Source organism: Paraburkholderia strydomiana, assembly GCF_046030495.1.
In the GTDB taxonomy this organism is placed as follows: Bacteria; Pseudomonadota; Gammaproteobacteria; order Burkholderiales; family Burkholderiaceae; genus Paraburkholderia; species Paraburkholderia strydomiana_A.
In genome coordinates, this window is record NZ_JAQQCJ010000017.1 from 93,709 (window position 1) to 109,842 (window position 16,134).

Sequence of the window (16,134 nt, forward strand, 5' to 3'; positions counted from 1 at the left end):
CTATGTCCACCACACCCGTTCCGCTTCACGCAGCGACTACCGCCGCCCCACCCGCCGCAGCGCATTCCACGCGCGGACAGCTCAATGGCGTTCTGTTCGTCGCGCTGTTCGCCGCCGCTGTGACCCGTATCGCATCGATTCCCGCGATCGCCGGCCTCGGCCTGAGCCCGCTGATCGTCGGCATCGTGGCCGGCGCCATTTACGGCAACGCGCTGCGCGACGGCATGCCCGCGAGCTGGGCGGCCGGCGTCAACTTTTCGGCGCGCAAGCTGCTGCGTATCGCGGTCGCGTTCTTCGGACTGCGCGTGAGCCTGCAGGAAATCGCCCAGGTCGGCCTGCCCGGCCTCGCGGAATCCGTGTTGATCGTGGTCAGCACGCTCGTCATCGGAACGTGGGCAGGCATGAAAATCATGAAGCTCGACCGCGATACGGCGCTCCTGACCGCCGCCGGCAGCGCGATCTGCGGCGCGGCCGCGGTGCTCGCGTTCGAGTCGACGCTGCAATCGAAGCCGCACAAGAGCGCGATGGCCGTGGGCAGCGTGGTGCTGTTCGGCACGTTGTCGATGTTCCTCTACCCGGTCCTGTTCAACGCGGGCTGGCTGCATCTCGACACGGTCGGCGCGGGTCTGTTCTTCGGCGGCACGATCCACGAGGTGGCGCAGGTGGTCGGCGCGGCCAGCAACGTGAGCCCGGAAGCGGAGCACATCGCCACCATCGTCAAGATGACGCGCGTGATGCTGCTGGTGCCGGTGCTGCTCGTGGTCGGCATGTGGGTGAACCGCTCGGCGCGCCGCGCCGCGGCGGCGGGTTCCCAGGACGGCTCGCACGAAGCTGCCCCGCGCAAGCTGGCGATTCCATGGTTCGCGCTCGGCTTCCTCGCCTGCGTCGTGATCAACTCGCTGCACGTGCTGCCGGACACCGCGACCAGCACGCTCAACACGCTCGACACCTTCGCGCTGACCATGGCCATGACGGCGCTCGGCATCGAAACGCGCATCGCGCAGATCCGTCAGGCCGGACCGCGTGCGCTGACCACCGGCCTGATCCTGTATGTCTGGCTGATTGCCGGCGGACTGGGAATTACATGGACCGTCCAGCACCTGCTCGGCTAAACCGCCCCCGCCTTCGAACCCACCCCGCCGCGCGCGGGGTTTTGCGCATTCTGGCGACCCATCGGGCGCGCTCGCGCGGCATACTGGTTGCTGGCGTCACCTGCTCCTGCAATCCGCTCATGCTGCGCGCATGAGCGACCGGAATGAGGATCAACCGATGAGCCTGGAACTTTACTATTGGGACGGCCTGCAAGGCCGCGGCGAATTCGTGCGGCTCGCGCTGGAGGAAGCCGGCGCCGACTACGTGGAAGTGGCGCGCGGCGACGAGTCGGAAGGCCTGGGCACGGGCGCGATGATGAAGTTGATGAAAAGCCGCGACGAGCCCCATCCGCCGTTCGCGCCGCCGTTTCTGAAAGACGGCGATCTGGTGATCGCACAGACCGCCAACATCCTGTTCTATCTGGGACCGCGGCTGAACCTCGCGCCGTCGGTCGACAGCCTGCGCTACGTCGCCAACGGCCTGCAACTGACGGTCGCCGACGTGGTCACCGAAGCGCACGACACGCACCATCCGCTCGCGAGCGGCCTCTACTACGAAGACCAGAAAGACGCCGCCAAAGTGCGCGCGCACGACTTCATCGACAACCGGATTCCGAAGTTCATGTCGTATTTCGAGCGCGTGCTGAAGCAGAATCCGGCCGGCGATACCTTCCTGGTCGGCGACGCGCTCAGCTACGTGGACCTGTCGATGTTCCAGCTGATCGACGGCCTGCTGTACGCGTTTCCACGCGCGCTCAAGCGCTTCGGCGAGCACTATCCGCGGCTCGCCGCATTGCACGACGCGGTGATCGCGCGGCCGAACATCGCCGCGTATCTGCAGTCGGAGCGGCGCATCGAACACAACGAGGCCTGCATCTTCCGGCACTATCCGGAACTCGACAAGGCGGCGACTTGAGCCGCGCCGCCCCCCTTCGCCCAACGACAGCAACGCGCCCGCTGCGCACGGCGGGCGCGTTGCTGTGGTTGGGCGCGTTCCCGAATCCTTTCCCACGCCCTGTACCGTCGACGTGCTTTCATTCCTGCTGAAGCTGCGCACCCGCGCCCAAAACCTGTTCCGTCTCTCGGACGCCCACACGATGCTGGTCTGGTCGGTGGTGGTCGGCATCGCCGGCGCCTTTGCGACGATCCTGTTTCGCGAAGCCATCGCGCTGCTGCAACTGCTGGTGGCGGGCCGCGCCGGCAGCTTCGTCGAGATGGCGCGCAGCCTGCCGTGGACCGTGCGGATCTGGCTGCCGGCCGCCGGCGGTCTGATCGCCGGCTTCTTTCTGCTGATCGCGCAGCGTCACGCCGACAAATGCAATCACGTCGACTACATGGAAGCGGTCGCGATCGGCGACGGCGTGGTGCCGGTCAAGCTGAGCCTGTGGCGCAGCGTGTCGTCGCTGTTCACGATCGCGAGCGGCGGCTCGATCGGCCGCGAAGGGCCGATGGTGCAACTGGCGGCACTCGCCTCGTCGCTGATCGGACGCTGGGTGCATTTCGATCCGTCGCGGCTGCGTTTGCTGGTCGCCTGCGGCGCGGCGGCGGGGATTACCTCGGCGTACAGCGCGCCGATCGCGGGCGCGTTTTTCGTCACCGAGATCGTGCTCGGCTCGATCGCGATGGAGAGCTTCGGGCCGGTGGTGGTGTCGGCCGTGGTCGCCAACATCACGATGCGCGAATTCGCCGGCTACAAGCCGCCGTACGAGATGCCGGTGTTTCCGGCGGTGGCGGGCCTCGAAGTGCTGCTGTTCGTCGCGCTCGGCGCACTGTGCGGGCTCGCCGCGCCGCAGTTTTTGCGGCTGCTCGACGCGTCGAAGGCCGCCTTTCGCAAACTGCCCGTGCCGCTGCCCGTCAGGCTCGCGCTCGGCGGCTTCGTGGTCGGCGTCATCTCCATCTGGACGCCCGAGGTGTGGGGCAACGGCTATAGCGTCGTGAACTCGATTCTGCATTCGCCGTGGACCTGGACCGCGCTCGTCCTCGTGCTGGTGTTCAAGCTCGCCGCGACCGCGGCCACGGCAGGCTCCGGCGCGGTCGGCGGGGTCTTCACGCCGACCCTGTTCGTCGGCGCGGCGGTCGGCTCGCTGTTCGGCCAGGGCATGCACGCGCTGTGGCCGCACGCGACCTCGGAGCCGTACGCGTACGCGATGGTCGGCATGGGCGCGTTCCTCGCCGGCGCGACTCAGGCGCCGCTGATGGCGATCCTGATGATCTTCGAGATGACGCTCAGCTACCAGGTCGTGCTGCCACTGATGCTCTCGTGCGTGGTCGCCTATTTCATCGCGCGTGCGATCGGCAAGACCTCGATGTACGAAATCACGTTGCACCGCAACCGCGAGGAACAGGAGCGCACGCGCCTGCGCGCCACCCAGATGCGCGAGCTGATCCGCCCCGCCGAAACCGTCGTGCTGCCGAACGCGACGGTGCAGGACATGACGCGCGTGTTCCTCGAATATCCGGTGAAGTATCTGTACGTCGCCAACGAGTCCGGCGCGTTTCTCGGCGTGGTCGCGCTCAAGGACATCACGTCCGATCTGCTCGACAAAAGCGATACGTCGGCGAAAACCGCCGCGGACTATCTGCAGCCGCACTTCGACGTGCTCACGCCGGACATGTCGCTCGGCGTCGCGCTGCAGCACTTCATGGCGTTTCAGGGCGAGCGTCTGCCGGTGGTCGAAAGCGCCGCGCATCCGAAGCTCGCCGGCGTGGTCTACAAAACCTCGCTGCTCGACGCCTATTTCCGCATGAATCCGACCCACTAGGCGGCGTCACCCCGTCCGGCGCACGGCCCGGCGGCGCCGTGCAAAGCGCCGCAAATTCTCTACAATGGGGAGATCGCTGCGGCACAAAACCGGCACGCTTTCGCCACCGATACCGCAGCGCACGTGACGTCAGGACGGGCGCGCCGAGACGCCCGCCGTGCGATCGGAGCGAAGATGAGCGAACCGTCCCTCGATGCCGTGCGCCGCGACCAGGCAGGCTGGATCTTCCTGCATATCGAAGGCGAGCCCTACGATCGCGGCGAGCAGCACGGCCAGCTGCTCGCCGCCGAAATCCGCAACGCGATCCATACCGCCCGCTATCTCGCAAAGTGGGACACGGGCGAAGAGTTCGACACCTTCGTCGATGCCGCGAGCGCCCAGTTCGCCAGCAAGCTCGACACCGAATTTGCCGACGAAATCCAGGGCATCGCCGACGGTGCGAAGCTGCCGTTCGCCGAAGTGCTGGCGTGGAACGGCTACATGGATCTGCTGCAAAGCTGGTGGCCGAGCCACGCGGCGCGGCAGCAGCCGCAGCTCGGCGTGAAGCCGTGGCGCGGCCGGCGCGGGCACCATTGCAGCGCGTTCATCGCCACCGGCAACGCGACGCGCGACGGCCGCATCGTGATGGCGCACAACTCCTGGGACCGCTACGCGGCGGGCGACGCGTTCAACGTCGTATTCGACATCGTGCCGGACCGCGGCAACCGCATCCTGATGCAGGGCTTGCCGGGCTGCATCTCCAGCCTCACCGACTTCTGGGTCACGGCCGCCGGGCTGATGGTGACCGAAACCACGATCTCCAACTTCGTCGGCTACAACGCGGCAGGCGCACCCGAGTTCTACCGCTCGCGGCGCGCGTCGCAGTATGCGAACAGCATTGGCGAATGGTGCGAGATGTTCGCGCTCGCGAACAACGGCGGCTATGCGAACAGTTGGCTGCTCGGTGACGCGAAGACCGGCGAGATCGCGCGTTACGAACTGGGGCTGCACTATTCGGGCTTCGAGACCACGAAGGATGGTTTCTACAGCGGCTATAACACGGCGACCGACCTGAAAATTCGCAATCAGGAATGCATCGGCGAAGGCGAGGACTACACGGACGTGCGCAAGAACGGCGCGCGGCGCTTGCGTTTCATGCAGCTCGAGGAAATGCATCGCGGCAGGATCGACGTGGAACTCGCCAAGGAGATGATCGCCGATCATCACGACGTCTATCTCGACCGCAACGACAACCCCTGCTCGCGCACCATCTGCGGCCATCTGGAACTGGACGACGCGCGCTTTGGCGGCACCGACCATGGGCCGTTCAATCCCTGGGGGGCCAACGACGGCAAGGTGGTCGATAGCGAGATGGCACGCGCGATGGCGTTCAGCGCGCGCTGGGGTCATCCGTGCGGACGGCCGTTCGACGCGCAGGCGTTCATGAAGCGGCATCCGCAGTGGAACTGGCTGAACGGGTATATGCGCGACCGGCCGTCGTGGCCGTGGACGCGGTTTGATGTGTTGCGATAGGGGTATGCCGACGAGGGCGCGGGTCTGCGGCGAGGCGCTGCGCCGAGCCCGCCGAGCCGCTCCGCACCACACTTCCCCGCCAGAGGCCCCACCCATCCGGGCACCCCGCCGTCATTGCGTTCGTGCGATCATCTCCAAACAGCAATACCGTTTTGTCGCAAATGTCCGCGCGTTGCAGTATTTGCCATCTAAGATGGTAGGTAGATGCAGGTCGCGCATCGCAGTGCCGCGTGTAGCTTGCGCCGTCCTTTCGACGCGGGGACGGCACAGCGTTTGCTTGATTGTCAGCGCCGCATGAGCTTAGGAGGTCGGGCGATGAAAACCTCGACACTGTTGATCATGGTGACGCTGTCCGCCTCGTGTTTTGCCGCGCCGGTTCATACCGCCGTCGACAGCACGAATGCGAGTAGCCTTGCCGAACGCGCCAACGCCGCACCGGTCGCCCCCGCAGCGCCGGATGTCGCCGCCATCGACAATAACCGGCCGCAGCAATGGCAGCACATCGCGCTGCCGAAGTCTCGACATCTGGATCGTAGCGTCATGGGGAAGAACGAGCATTTGCAGACCTGACGGCGGCCGGTGTCCTGGCGACGCCGCGCTCGCGACGTCGTGGTCATGGGCGCTTGTGTGTCGCGGCGGTTGTCGTGAACCCTTCGTTAGCCTTTCATGCGCCGCGCGGTGCAGGTCATGAGCGTGCACGACTTAAATGGCTGGCGGCGCCGAACGGGCCGGTTCTTTTGTGCCTTTGCTGTCCCGCGCCTGCGTCAGCGCCAACACTCCCAACAACTGATTCCAATCGCGTTCTCACAGGAGCATTTGCATGACTGCCTCGGCTATCCCCGGTGAATCGATCGACCTGCAGATCACCGACCTTCTCAGCGAAGTCCATTTCCCGACCAATAAGGACGCGCTGGTCGACGCCGCACGCGAAGCCGGCGCGAGCAACGAAGTGCTGTCTATGCTCGATGGAATGCCGGAGCAGGATTACGCGGACATTGCGTCCGTCACGCGTCTGATCAGCGGCAATTACGGTCCGGGGCTGGGGGCTTAAGCGGGCGGCGGGGCGCCGCGCCCGACCCAAGCCGCAGTCACCCTCAAACCTGCGACGCCGCCACGACCCGCGTGCGTACCGCCTTGGGTACGCGGCGCGCCACCTCGCGCGGCAACGCCACTTCATTCCTCTCGGCGGGCACGCCAGCAACGGCGTTCGTCATCGTCACGATCCGCGCATCCCGCGCGTGATCACCGGCCTGCTGGTAATGCTCGACGAGGTGATCGATAAAAGTACGCACCTTTGCCGGCAGATGCAGCCGGCTCGGATAGGCAATCGTGATCTCGACCTGCGGCAAACGGTAATCGCCAAGCAGCGGCACCAGTCGCCCGCACGCCAGATCCCGGCCGATCAGATAGCTCGGCAGAATCGCCACCCCCATGCCCAGCAGCGCGAATTGCCGGAGCATCTCGCTATTGTTCGCGGCGATCGCGTTGACCGGCCTGACCCGGACTTCACCGTCCGGTCCGCTGAACACGCGCTCCTCGCCGCCCTGCTCGGACGGCCGGCTCAAGCACGGATGCTTCAGCAGATGCTCGGGACGCGTCGGCGTGCCGTGCTGCGCCAGATAGGCGGGTGTTGCGCAGACCGTCATATAGCCGGTCGTCAGGCGCCGTGTGACGATGCTCGCGCTACGCATGTGCCGCGCGGCCAGGATGCCGACGTCGAAGCCCTCCTCGACCAGGTCGACATGACGATCCGCGAGCGTGACATCCGGCACGACCGCCGGATAGCGCGCCGCGTACGACTGCACGACCGGGGCCAGGCTATTCAGCCCGAACACCACCGGCGCGACGATGCGCAAGGTGCCGACGGGTTCGTGATTGCGCGCCACCACCATCTGCTCGACGCCTTCGAGGTCGTCGAGAATGTGGCGCACGCGTTCGAGGTAAGTCCTGCCGGACTCGGTGAGCGACAACCGGCGCGTGGTGCGATTGAGCAGCCGCGTGCCGAGACGCGCTTCCAGATCGGCCACGTGCCGGGTGACCACCGCGGTAGAAAGATCCAGCGCGCCGGCCGCGCCGACGAAGCTGCCGAGGTCCGCCACTTTGACGAACACGCGCATCGACTGCAGTTGATTCATGGGACGACTCCTGCCTCGGTAAAGCCGGGCCGGCGCAACCTCGCCGCCGTTGAATACCCGTGCGGCAAGGCGCGCGCGGGTTTGCCCAACGAACCGATTGTATCGGTCTGATCATGTCCCAACCCTGACCTGAACATGACATTCCAGACAGATTGGCGAGGCCCCCATGACACTGTTTCAGCGATTGTTGCAGATTTAGACTAGGTATAAACCCTTAGGTACTGGTAACATAGCGGCCGAAAGGAAATTACCGCCATGCCACATCGTTTTCAGCTTTTCGAAAAAATCGCGTTTTCACTGGTCTGCTGGTCCGCAGCGGCCTGCTCGGCTTTCATCGCCTACGAGCGCTGCCCGGACATCAAGGTGGTCCTGCATGCCGGCGCGCAAGTGCTGCGCTATAGCGGCGAGTACTCGTTCGCCTGCGCGGCGCCCGACCCCGACATCTGTGCGCCCCTGCCGAACAACTAAGTCTGATTCGCCGCGAGCGCGGCGTCTGAATACAGCAGATACGCGCGCGGTCGTCTGAATTCTCCCGCACCCGCGCTCAACAGTGCCGCGCGTAGCGGTGCGACCACCTGAGCGGGCCTGCCCTCTTCCCCTGTAGCGCGCAAGCCGTGCGGCTCACGCGTCGCGCCCGAACACCACGCGGGAAAAAAATCCCGCCAGCACCGCTTCGGCCATCTCCGTCGGCACGTTCTGCGGATCGACCGTGTAGAAGAACTGCACGCCGTCGCACAAGCCCATCAAACCGATCGCGAGCGCTTCCGGCTCCATCAGCATAGGCGTGCCGACACGCGCCGAAAATTCGCGGATATAGGCGCTCAGCTGCTCGACCTTCTCGTGCATGAACGCATTGAAGCGCAGCCGGAAGCGGCCGTCGCGCACCGCGAGCAGCTTCGCCTCCACCCACAGCAGGAAACACTTGTTCTCGCGATGCAGGCTGCTGTAGTAACGCAGCACGCGCGCTTCCATCTCCTCACGTGACGCCGCGCTCGCAAAGATGGCCTGCAAGCCCGCCTGCATCGCTTCGTGATCGCGCCGCAGCAGTTCGAGAAACAGTTCGCTCTTGCTGCTGAAGTTCGAATAGAACGCACCGCGCGTATAGCCGGCCGCGGCCGCGATATCCTCGACGCTCGCCGCGACAAAGCCCTTTTTCATGAAAATCGCTTGCGCGGCATCGAGCAGACGCTCGCGCGTCTGGTCCTTGCTTTGCTCACGTGTCAGTCGTTGCCGTTTCATGGCCGCCAGTCTAGCACCGAAAAGAATTCAAATTCACTCCAACATTCAAATACATGAGTGTATTAGAATGCATGTCACCATTCGAAGTCAGATGCGTATGCCGATTGCATGAACCGGGCTGCGCGTCTTCGCTGGCGGGCCGCTGCGGCTTGCCGTGTTCGTTCGCTGTCTCCAGTTGGGGTAATTGTGAAGCGTCCCGGTTCTCCCGCATCGTCGACGATGCGCCAGCAGTCCCCTCGGCCCATGCGCCGCGCAGCCGGCGCCGTGGCGCTGGCCGCCGCGCTTACGCTGGCGGCGTGCTCGAAGAAAGAAGCAGCGGCCCCCGCGCCGCGTCCCGTGGTGGCGCTCGCCGTGCAGGCGGACGGCAATGCGATGCCGGCAGCGTCCCTGCCCGGTGAAGTGCAGTCGCGCTATTCGACGCCGCTGTCGTTTCGCGTCGGTGGCAAGATCATCGAGCGGCGGGTGCGCCTCGGCGACGCCGTGAAGAGCGGCCAGATCGTCGCCCTGCTCGACCCGGCCGATGCGCAAAAGAACGCGGCCAGCGCGCAGGCGCAACTCGAAGCCGCGCAGCACGGGCTCGTGTTCGCGAAGCAGCAGCTCGATCGCGACCAGGCGCAGGCGAAGGAAAACCTGATCGCGCCGGCACAGCTCGAACAGACCACCAATGCCTACGCGTCCGCGCTCGCGCAGCGCGACCAGACCGCGCAACAGGCCGCGCTGGCGAAGAACCAGTTGCAATACACCACGCTGGTCGCCGCTCACGCGGGCGTCATCACGGCGGAACAGGCCGACACCGGGCAGAACGTATCCGCGGGCCAGGCCGTCTACAACCTCGCATGGAGCGGCGACATCGACGTGCTTTGCGACGTGCCGGAAAGCGCGCTGGCGGGGTTCGCGGTCGGACAAAGCGCCAACGTCACGCTCGCCGCGCTGCCGGGGCGCAAATTCACGGCGCGCGTGCGCGAACTCTCGCCCGCCGCCGATTCGCAAAGCCGCACGTGGCGCGCGCGGCTCACGCTCGACAATCCGGGCCCGGACGTGCGCCTCGGCATGACCGCCGATGTCGCGCCGCAAGCCTCGTCGCAGGCGAACGGCGCGGCGCGGCAAACCGGTTTCTTCACGCTGCCCGTCACCGCGCTGTTCCACGAAGGCCGCGAGCCGGCCGTGTGGGTCGTGCGCAGCGCCGACAACGCGCTCGAACTGCGCGGTGTAACGGTGACGCGCTATACCGAGCGCACCGTCGTGATCGGCCAGGGGCTCAAGGACGGCGAGCGCGTCGTGCTGCAAGGCGTGCATACCGTGACCGCCGGCGAAAAGGTCCGCGTGATCGCACCGCTGCATCCCGAGGACTTCGCTTCATGAGCACGGCCCATGAACATGAAGAAGGACGCTTCAACCTGTCCGCCTGGGCGCTGCGTCATCAGGCGCTGGTCGTTTTTCTGATCGCGCTCGCCACCGCGTTCGGCATCCTCGCCTATACGCGGCTCGCGCAGTCCGAAGACCCGCCGTTCACGTTCCGCGTGATGGTGATCCGCACCTTCTGGCCCGGCGCCACCGCGCGGCAGGTGCAGGAACAGGTGACCGACCGCATCGGCCGCAAGTTGCAGGAGACGCCCGCGGTCGATTTCATCCGCAGCTATTCGCGCCCCGGCGAGTCGCTGATGTTCTTCACGATGAAAGACTCGGCGCCCGTTCGCGACGTGCCCGAGACCTGGTATCAGGTGCGCAAGAAAGTCGGCGACATCGCGGCGACCTTGCCTCAAGGCATACAAGGCCCGTTCTTCAACGACGAATTCGGCGACGTCTACACCAACATCTACACGCTCGAAGGCGACGGCTTCTCCGCCGCACAACTGCACGATTACGCGGACCAGCTGCGCACGGTGCTGCTGCGCGTGCCGGGCGTCGGCAAGGTCGATTACTTCGGCGACCCCGACCAGCACATCTACATCGAGATCGCCAACACGCAGCTCACGCGCCTGGGCATCTCGCCGCAGCAGCTCGGCCAGGCGATCAACGCGCAGAACAGCGTCGCACCGTCGGGCACGCTGACCACCGCCGACGACCGCGTGTTCGTGCGCCCCAACGGCCAGTTCAAGGACGTCGCCGCGCTCGCCGACACCCTGATCCGCATCAACAACCGCACCTTCCGTCTCGGCGACATTGCGACGATCAAGCGCGGCTACGACGATCCGGTCGTCACGCAAATGCGCTTCGGCGGCAAGGCGGTGCTCGGCATCGGCGTGACGATGCAGCCGGGCGGCGATGTGATCCGCCTCGGCAAAGCGCTCGATCAACAGATGGCGCAGTTGCGTCAAGCTTTGCCCGCCGGCCTGCAACTCGTCGAAGTGTCGAGCATGCCGCACGCGGTCGCGCGCTCGGTCGACGACTTCCTCGAAGCCGTCGCCGAAGCCGTCGCGATCGTGCTGGTGGTGAGCCTCGTGTCGCTCGGCGTGCGCACCGGCATGGTGGTCGTGATCTCGATTCCGGTGGTGCTCGCCGTCACGGCGCTGTGCATGTATCTGTTCGACATCGGTTTGCACAAGGTGTCGCTCGGCACGCTGGTGCTCGCGCTGGGGCTCCTCGTGGACGACGCGATCATCGCGGTCGAGATGATGTCGGTGAAGCTGGAGCAAGGCTGGAATCGCACGCGCGCGGCGGCCTTCGCCTACACCAGCACCGCGTTTCCGATGCTGACCGGCACGCTCGTGACCGTCTCCGGTTTCCTGCCGATCGCGCTGGCGAAATCGAGCACCGGCGAATACACGCGCTCGATCTTCGAAGTCTCGGCGATCGCGCTGATCGCGTCGTGGCTCGCGGCGGTCGTGCTGATTCCGCTGCTCGGCTATCACCTGCTGCCCGAGCGCAAACGCCAGGCGCACGAAGCGGAAGACCACGAGCACGACATCTACGACACGCGCTTCTACAAGCGTCTGCGTGGCTGGATCGGCTGGTGCATCGAGCGGCGCTTCGTCGTACTGGCGATCACCGTCGTGCTGTTCGTACTTGCGATGGCGGGCTTCACGCTGGTGCCGCAGCAGTTCTTCCCGAGCTCGGACCGCCCCGAGTTGCTGGTGGACGTGCGCCTGCCCGAAGGCGCGTCGTTCGAGGCGACGTTGCGCCAGGCGCAGCGGCTCGAAAAAGCGCTGGTGGGCCGCCCGGAAATCGATCATACGGTGAGCTTCGTCGGCACCGGCGCGCCGCGCTTCTATCTGCCGCTCGATCAGCAATTGCCGCAGCCCAATTTCGCGCAGTTCGTGATCACGGCGAAGTCGGTGAAGGATCGCGAGAAGCTCGCACAGTGGCTCGAACCGGAACTGCGCAACAACTTCCCGGCAATCCGCACGCGCCTGTCGCGCCTCGAGAACGGGCCGCCGGTCGGCTATCCGGTGCAGTTCCGCGTAAGCGGCGACGACATCGCGACCGTGCGCTCGATCGCCGAGCGCGTCGCCGCCACCATGCGCGCCGATCGCGGCACCCGCAACGTCCAGTTCGATTGGGACGAGCCGGCCGAGCGCTCGGTGCGTTTCGAGGTCGATCAGAAACGGGCGCGCGAACTCGGCGTGAGCTCCGAAGACATTTCGAGCTTCCTCGCGATGACGCTTTCCGGCTACACGGTCACGCAGTATCGCGAGCGCGACAAGCTGATCAGCGTCGATCTGCGCGCGCCGCGCGCGGAACGTGTCGACCCGTCGCAACTCGTCGCGCTGGCGATGCCCACGCCGAACGGCCCCGTGCCGCTCGGCACGCTCGGCCATCTGCGCAACGATCTGGAGTACGGCGTGATCTGGGAGCGCGACCGTCAGCCGACCATCACGGTGCAGTCCGATGTGTCGCCGGGCGCGCAAGGCATCGACGTCACGCACTCGGTGGACCGCGCGCTCGCGCCGATTCGCGCGACGCTGCCGGTCGGCTACCGGATCGAAGTCGGCGGCTCGGTCGAGGAAAGCGGCAAAGGCCAGGCATCGATCAATGCGCAGATTCCGATCATGGTGATTGCCGTGCTGACTCTGCTGATGATCCAGTTGCAGAGCTTCGCGCGTGTGCTGATGGTCGTGCTGACCGCGCCGCTCGGCCTGATCGGCGTGGTGCTCACGCTGCTGCTGTTCGGCCAGCCGTTCGGCTTCGTCGCGATGCTCGGCGTGATCGCGATGTTCGGCATCATCATGCGCAACTCGGTGATTCTGGTCGATCAGATCGAGCAGGACATCGCGTCGGGGCACAAGCGCTTCGACGCAATCGTCGGCGCGACCGTGCGGCGTTTCCGGCCGATCACGCTGACCGCGGCCGCCGCCGTGCTCGCGCTGATTCCGCTGTTGCGCTCGAACTTCTTCGGCCCGATGGCGACCGCGCTGATGGGCGGCATCACGAGCGCGACCATCCTCACGCTGTTCTATCTGCCCGCGCTGTACGCCGCATCGTTCAGGGTGCGCGGCGACGAGCGCGAGCCGCAGACGCCGTCCGGTGCGACGCATACGGGGAATTGAGCATGGCTACTCTGACACTCTCCCGCTATCCGCGCCTCGGTGCGCTCGGCCTCGCCGCCTGCGCGCTCGCCGCCTGCTCGTTCGGGCCGAGCGGCGAGCCGCCCGCGATGCCGCAGCCGGCGCACTACGGCGCCGAGGCGCAACCGGCGCAGACGGCGCCCGCGCAAGGCGTCACGCAGCAGTTCGTGGTTGGCGCGCAGGCGGTGCCCGAATGGTGGAAGCTGTATCAATCGGACGCGTTGGACGCGCTGGTCGACGAAGGCTTGCGCAACAGCCCCACGCTCGCCGCGACCGACAAGAGTCTCGCCGCCGCGCGCGAGCAGTTGCGCGCGCAGGTCGGCAGTTCGATGCTGCCGACCATCGACGCGGGTGGCCAGGCGACCCGCAATCGCGCGCTGGCGATTCCCGAGATCGGCCCCAACACGTTTCTGTACAACGTCTTCGTCGGGCAACTGCAGGCGCACTACACCTTCGACCTGTTCGGCGCCGCGCGTCTGGCCGATGCGGCGCTTGCCGCTCGCGTGAACGTGCAGGCCTATCAGTTCGACGCCGCGCGCCGTGCGCTGGCCGCCAACATCGTCACGGCGACGATCACCAGCGCCGCCCTGCATGCGCAGATCGATACCACCGAACGGCTCGTGACGCTCGCCAACGATCAGGCGCGCGACACCCAGCGGCGCTATGCGCTCGGCGCGGTCTCGCACGCGGATCTGCTGAGCGCGCAGCAGAGCGCGGCGAGTCTGGCGGCGAGCTTGCCGGGTTTGAAGCAGCAATGGCTGAGCACGCGTCACGCGTTGGCCGTGCTGCTCGGCCGCACGCCGGACGCGGCGCCGGACGACCTCGATCTCGCGCGGCTGCATCTGCCCGGGCAGGTGCCGGTCGTGGTGCCCTCGGAGCTGTTGCGCTCACGGCCCGACATTCAGGCCGCCGACGCCGCGGTGAAAGCCGCGGCGGCCGACGTCGGCGTCGCGACGGCACAGATGTTCCCGAGCCTGTCGCTGAGCGCGTCGATGGGACAAGGCGGGTTTAGCTGGCCTGTGGCACTGTCCGGCGCGGGGGCGATATGGAGCATTGGCGCGTCGTTGTCGCAGCCGCTCTTCCATGGCGGCGCACTGCTGGCGCAGCGCCGCGCGGCGCAGGCCACGTATGACGCCACTCTCTCGCAGTACAAGCAGACGGTGCTGGCCGCGTTCCAGAACGTCGCCGATACGCTCGCCGCGTTGGAGCACGACGCGCAGGCGCTGGACTCGGCGAATGTCGCCGCGCGTTCGGCCCAGGGTATTTTCGAAGAGACGTCGGGACGCTACCGGCTGGGCGCGTTGCCTATTGCATCGACGCGCTCGAGCGAGCAGCAGTTTCGCAACGCACAGCTCGACGAGATCCGCTATACGAGCGCTCGTTTGACGGATACGGCGGCGTTGTTTCAGGCGATGGGCAATCCGCCGGTCGAGGCGGCTGCTGCTGCCGCAGCGTCCTCAACGTCGGCTGCGAATGCGGGCGTGCCGAACTAAACCTGGGATTCCGTACGGTCAAGCCGCGAAGTTATCCCCAGTTTATGTTGAAGAGCCTGTTGAAAACTATCTGACAAGCGGGCTAACACATTGAATGCGCTGGGGTTTGTGGGAGCGGTACGGAATGAACCAGTGGGCGTTGGGCACTGGCATTTTCTGGCGATGAGGCAGTCGGGATGCCTCAACGTTATCCCCAGTTTATGTTGACAGGGCTGTTGATAACCTTTGGGCCGCACGCTTAAGTGCTTGAAGCGAATCGGTTTGTCAAACGCGTCGCGGGTGGATGCAACATCATGGGGGCGTTTGCCCTCGCGACACCGGTCGAGTCGCCGGATCGCAGCGGCGCCGGCACCGCGCCCGGCTTCGGCCACCCCTTCAATAAACCCCCGCCTCTCCCGCCGGCCGGTTCTTGAACCGCTTATGCACCCAATAATATTGATCAGGAATCCGTTTTACCTGTGTCTCGAGAAACTCGGTGATCCGCCGCGCATCGACCGACACATCATCGGACGGAAAATTGCTTAGCGCATCGAAAATGGTCAGCTTGTAGCCACGGTAATCCGGCAGCACCTCGGTCACAAACGGCACGACCCGCGCATTGCCCGCGCGCGCCATCCGCGATACCGACGTCAGCGTGCAGGCCGGTACGCCGAAAAACGGCACGAATACCGAATCGCGCAAGCCGAAATCCATATCGGCGGCGAGCATCACCGGCCGGCCTTCGCGCAACGCGCGCAGCGCTCGCCTCACGCTGTCGCTGCGCGGAATCATCTCCGTGCCGAAGCGGCCGCGCTGCCGCTTGGCCATCGCGTCGAGCAGCAGGTTCGACATCGGCGTATAGAGCGAGGCGACCGGATGGCGCGTCGAATACATCATGCAGCCCGCCTCGATGCCGACGAAATGGAAGCCGACAAAAATGGTCGGCTGCGACGAGACCTCCGCGAGATCGATCGCACTATCCACTTCGACGAGGCGCGCGAGCGCCTGCGCGTTGCCGAACCATTGCGGCCCACGCTCGACGTAGCTGCGGATCACGTGGCAAAAGTGCGCGCGCGCCAGACGTTCGCGCGCTTCGTCGCTCATGTCCGGGAAGCACAGCTTCAGATTGGTGTGCACGACGCGCCGGCGCGTGCTCGGAATCCGATACAGCAACGCGCCGATGCCGGTGCCGATTCGCGCGACCACCCCATAGGGCAGGAAGGCGAACATGCGCAGCAGGCCCGTCGTCAGACAGATGAGAATTCGACTTTTCACAAGGCGGGGACCCGGTGGATGCTGGATGACGAACACACCGGCCGCGGCAACCTCGGGGTCGCCAACGATCGACGTGACATGCGCGCGCGTCAAACCGGGTCTCGCGCTGCGCTTTGAAGGGGGACGTCTCGCTCGCGGCGGAC

At 65.9% G+C, this 16,134-nt stretch carries 13 protein-coding genes; 10 read left to right on the forward strand and 3 right to left on the reverse strand.

Annotated elements, in window-relative coordinates; genetic code table 11:
* Window positions 1–2 precede the first annotated feature (2 nt).
* The 6 genes from PQQ53_RS22485 to PQQ53_RS22510 all read left to right on the forward strand — a co-directional run bounded on the left by PQQ53_RS22485 (window position 3) and on the right by PQQ53_RS22510 (window position 6,416).
* A complete protein-coding gene (locus PQQ53_RS22485; RefSeq protein WP_408143810.1) occupies window positions 3–1,112 on the forward strand; it encodes a YeiH family protein in 1,110 nt (369 codons plus the stop codon).
* Between the two features lie 157 nt (window positions 1,113–1,269).
* Entirely contained in the window at window positions 1,270–2,007 is a 738-nt protein-coding gene (locus PQQ53_RS22490) for a glutathione S-transferase (protein WP_408153731.1), read from the forward strand.
* Window positions 2,008–2,119: 112 nt separating this feature from the next.
* Window positions 2,120–3,853 carry a ClcB-like voltage-gated chloride channel protein gene (locus tag PQQ53_RS22495; protein ID WP_408143814.1) on the forward strand — a complete coding sequence of 578 codons (1,734 nt, stop codon included), beginning with the start codon at window positions 2,120–2,122 and terminating at the stop codon, window positions 3,851–3,853.
* Window positions 3,854–4,027: 174 nt separating this feature from the next.
* On the forward strand, window positions 4,028–5,365 hold the full coding sequence (locus PQQ53_RS22500) for a C45 family autoproteolytic acyltransferase/hydrolase (protein ID WP_408326243.1): 1,338 nt from the start codon (window positions 4,028–4,030) through the stop codon (window positions 5,363–5,365).
* Between the two features lie 315 nt (window positions 5,366–5,680).
* The gene (locus PQQ53_RS22505) at window positions 5,681–5,935 is read left to right on the forward strand and encodes a hypothetical protein (protein WP_408143818.1); all 255 of its coding nucleotides are present in this window, start codon (window positions 5,681–5,683) and stop codon (window positions 5,933–5,935) included.
* 250 nt (window positions 5,936–6,185) lie between these two features.
* On the forward strand, window positions 6,186–6,416 hold the full coding sequence (locus tag PQQ53_RS22510; protein WP_408153735.1) for a DUF2795 domain-containing protein: 231 nt from the start codon (window positions 6,186–6,188) through the stop codon (window positions 6,414–6,416).
* 43 nt (window positions 6,417–6,459) lie between these two features.
* Here PQQ53_RS22510 and PQQ53_RS22515 read toward each other — a convergent pair whose 3' ends face one another.
* The gene (locus tag PQQ53_RS22515; RefSeq protein ID WP_408326246.1) at window positions 6,460–7,500 is read right to left on the reverse strand and encodes a LysR family transcriptional regulator; all 1,041 of its coding nucleotides are present in this window, start codon (window positions 7,498–7,500) and stop codon (window positions 6,460–6,462) included.
* 255 nt (window positions 7,501–7,755) lie between these two features.
* On the opposite strand from PQQ53_RS22515, the gene PQQ53_RS22520 reads away from it, so the two are divergent.
* Window positions 7,756–7,968, forward strand: coding sequence for a hypothetical protein (locus tag PQQ53_RS22520; protein WP_121317873.1), 213 nt, complete (start codon window positions 7,756–7,758; stop codon window positions 7,966–7,968).
* 153 nt (window positions 7,969–8,121) lie between these two features.
* Here the strand turns inward: PQQ53_RS22520 and PQQ53_RS22525 are convergent, their stop codons facing one another.
* The gene (locus PQQ53_RS22525; RefSeq protein WP_408143824.1) at window positions 8,122–8,739 is read right to left on the reverse strand and encodes a TetR/AcrR family transcriptional regulator; all 618 of its coding nucleotides are present in this window, start codon (window positions 8,737–8,739) and stop codon (window positions 8,122–8,124) included.
* A gap of 219 nt (window positions 8,740–8,958) precedes the next feature.
* Here PQQ53_RS22525 and PQQ53_RS22530 point away from each other — a divergent pair, with 219 nt between their 5' ends.
* The 3 genes from PQQ53_RS22530 to PQQ53_RS22540 are packed head-to-tail and all read left to right on the forward strand — an operon-like array spanning window position 8,959 to window position 14,737.
* Complete coding sequence (locus PQQ53_RS22530) at window positions 8,959–10,101, forward strand: efflux RND transporter periplasmic adaptor subunit (protein WP_408326250.1); 1,143 nt, start codon at window positions 8,959–8,961, stop codon at window positions 10,099–10,101.
* On the forward strand, window positions 10,098–13,226 hold the full coding sequence (locus PQQ53_RS22535; protein WP_408326253.1) for an efflux RND transporter permease subunit: 3,129 nt from the start codon (window positions 10,098–10,100) through the stop codon (window positions 13,224–13,226). Before PQQ53_RS22530 ends, PQQ53_RS22535 begins: the two co-directional genes overlap by 4 nt.
* A 2-nt stretch (window positions 13,227–13,228) precedes the next feature.
* Complete coding sequence (locus PQQ53_RS22540) at window positions 13,229–14,737, forward strand: efflux transporter outer membrane subunit (protein ID WP_408143829.1); 1,509 nt, start codon at window positions 13,229–13,231, stop codon at window positions 14,735–14,737.
* Window positions 14,738–15,112: 375 nt separating this feature from the next.
* On the opposite strand, the gene PQQ53_RS22545 is transcribed toward PQQ53_RS22540, so the two are convergent.
* Window positions 15,113–15,991 (reverse strand): lipid A biosynthesis lauroyl acyltransferase, encoded by an 879-nt coding sequence (locus PQQ53_RS22545; RefSeq protein ID WP_459252113.1) that lies wholly within the window; start codon window positions 15,989–15,991, stop codon window positions 15,113–15,115.
* Window positions 15,992–16,134 lie beyond the last annotated feature (143 nt).